The organism is Dehalococcoidia bacterium, assembly GCA_041653995.1.
In the GTDB taxonomy this organism is placed as follows: Bacteria; Chloroflexota; Dehalococcoidia; order GIF9; family UBA5629; genus CAIMUM01.
Genome location: JBAZEK010000053.1, coordinates 1,349 through 3,515 on the forward strand (window position 1 = coordinate 1,349; position 2,167 = coordinate 3,515).

Below are 2,167 nucleotides of genomic sequence, written 5' to 3' on the forward strand. Positions count from 1 at the left end.
AGTTGTGAATGCTCTCGAGGACCTGGACGAAGGCTTGAGCCTGGATGATGCCAGAGCCCAGTTAAGAGACTTGATTGAGGAAACGACCGATTTCATCGGTATAAGCGGCATCTTCACGATGTCTCCCACCGACCACCTCGGCATGCAACCCGGTTCTCTGGCACTGATTGAGATAGTCGATGGGACATGGACGGTGTCTCAGTAAGAAATTGACTGTGCTCTAGACTATTGATATTATGAGGGGGGGAGCTTAGCTTTCCCCCCTTTTTTATTGCCGCGTGGCTTTGGGAACTTTTTAAATGTCTGCTGATCAGTTTGTTCAATATCTCATGTCAGGCCTGACACAGGGCAGTATCTACGCCCTGATAGGGCTTGGTTTCACCATTATCTATTCCGTCACACAGATTATCAATTTCGCCCAGGGTGAGTTTGTCATGCTGGGCGGCATGCTATCATATGTACTGGCAGTTGAAGCAGGTCTACCTGTTCCCTTAGCCTTAATAATCGCGATACTGATAGCAGCTGGAGTCGGCGCCCTCATGTATATACTGGCGATACGAACGGCGCGGCGGGCATCTGTAATAAGCCTTATTATCATCACGATCGGGGCAGCGATCTTCATAAGGGGTATCGCAGGCAACCAGTTCGGCGTGAATGCCGTGAGCCCTTCTCCTTTCACCGGCCGCGGATCGATTTCATTCCTCGGCGCTTACATAGAACCACAGGCACTCTGGATAATCGGAATCACCTTCCTGGTAACAATACTGCTGTATTTGTTCCTTTCACACACCATGGTTGGGAAAGCGCTGCGGGCCTGCGCCGTTAATCCTGAGGCTGCCAGCCTGGTCGGCATCAATACTAAAGCCATGGCGCTTATCGCCTTCATAATCGCCGCAGCCATAGGCGGCATCGGCGGAGTAGTGATAGCCCCAATGGCGATGGCCAGCTATGGCATGGGCGTCATGCTGGGGCTTAAAGGCTTCGTCGCCGCAGCCGTAGGCGGATTCATGAGCCCGATCGCCACAGTTATCGGCGGCATAATGCTGGGCATCATCGAGAGCCTGGCCGTCGGCTTTAACTGGGGCCCGTTCACCTCTGCCTATAAAGACGTTATCGCGCTGGTAGTACTGCTACTGATACTGCTGATACGGTCGGGGAAACTGGCGGCAGCGGAGAGGGCGGCATGATACTGGCCTGGGCAAAGAAAAAATGGAGCTGGCTCGCGGTTGCTGCGCTGATAATATTTCTTGCGCTGGTTCCCTTCAAATGGTTCCTCGGCCAGTACACCAGCATAATGATATTCGTCGGCATCAGCACCATGATCACGGTGGGACTGTGCATGCTCATGGGTTACACGGGACAGGTATCACTGGGCCAGGCTGCTTTTTATGGCCTGGGCGCTTATTTCTCGGCCGTTCTTAGCAAGACCCACGGCCTGAATCCCTGGCTTGCTATGGTAATAGCCGCCATAGCTACCGGCACATTTGCCTACATAATAGGCTATCCCATCTTCAGGCTGCGCGGCAACTACCTGGCGATGGCCACACTGGGCATAGGCCTTATCATGTGGACCCTTTTCAACCAGATGGTGCAATTCACCGGCGGCCCCGACGGCATGTCCGGTATTCCCTATCTATCCATCGGCGGATTCTCTTTTGACACCAGCTTCAAGCGTTATTTTCTCGTCTGGTTCTTCTGTCTTGCCATTCTTTTTCTCTCCCAGAATATCGTCAGGTCACGCACCGGCAGAGCATTGCGGGCAATCCACGGCAACGAGGCCGCTGCCGAGTCGCTGGGCATAAATGTGACCCAGTTTAAAGTCAAGATTTTTGTGCTAAGTGCAGTCTACGCCTCCCTTGCCGGCAGTCTCTTCGCGCATCACCTCAGGCATGTAAGCCCGCAGTCGTTCGACTTCCTGGCCTCAGTGAAGCTCGTCGTCATGGCGGTCATCGGAGGGTTGGCCAGTATATGGGGCGCCATCTTCGGCGCCGGAACAACACGATTCCTGAGCGATGAAGTCTTGCTTGGCTTTAACAAGTTCCCTCAGTTGGACATCATAATCTACGGCCTGATATTGATGCTGGTAATGATACTGATGCCGGAAGGGCTCTTTGTAGCCATCAAGTCCGGCACAACGTGGCTGAAAATCAACTGGCGCGACCTGCCC

General features: G+C 53.4%; 3 protein-coding genes. All 3 read left to right on the top strand.

Annotated features, from left to right (window positions below):
* The coding region (locus tag WC359_15205; protein MFA5401798.1) for a hypothetical protein at positions 1-205 on the top strand (205 nt) is incomplete at its 5' end.
* A 94-nt stretch (positions 206-299) separates the two neighbouring features.
* Entirely contained in the window at positions 300-1,187 is an 888-nt protein-coding gene (locus WC359_15210) for a branched-chain amino acid ABC transporter permease (protein MFA5401799.1), read from the top strand.
* The coding region (locus tag WC359_15215; protein MFA5401800.1) for a branched-chain amino acid ABC transporter permease at positions 1,184-2,167 on the top strand (984 nt) is incomplete at its 3' end. The genes WC359_15210 and WC359_15215, both read left to right, overlap by 4 nt.

What these genes read in the sequence shown, in the direction of transcription:
- WC359_15210 (MFA5401799.1), top strand. Translation starts at nt 300, where the DNA reads ATGTCTGCTGATCAGTTTGTTCAATATCTCATGTCAGGCCTGACACAG.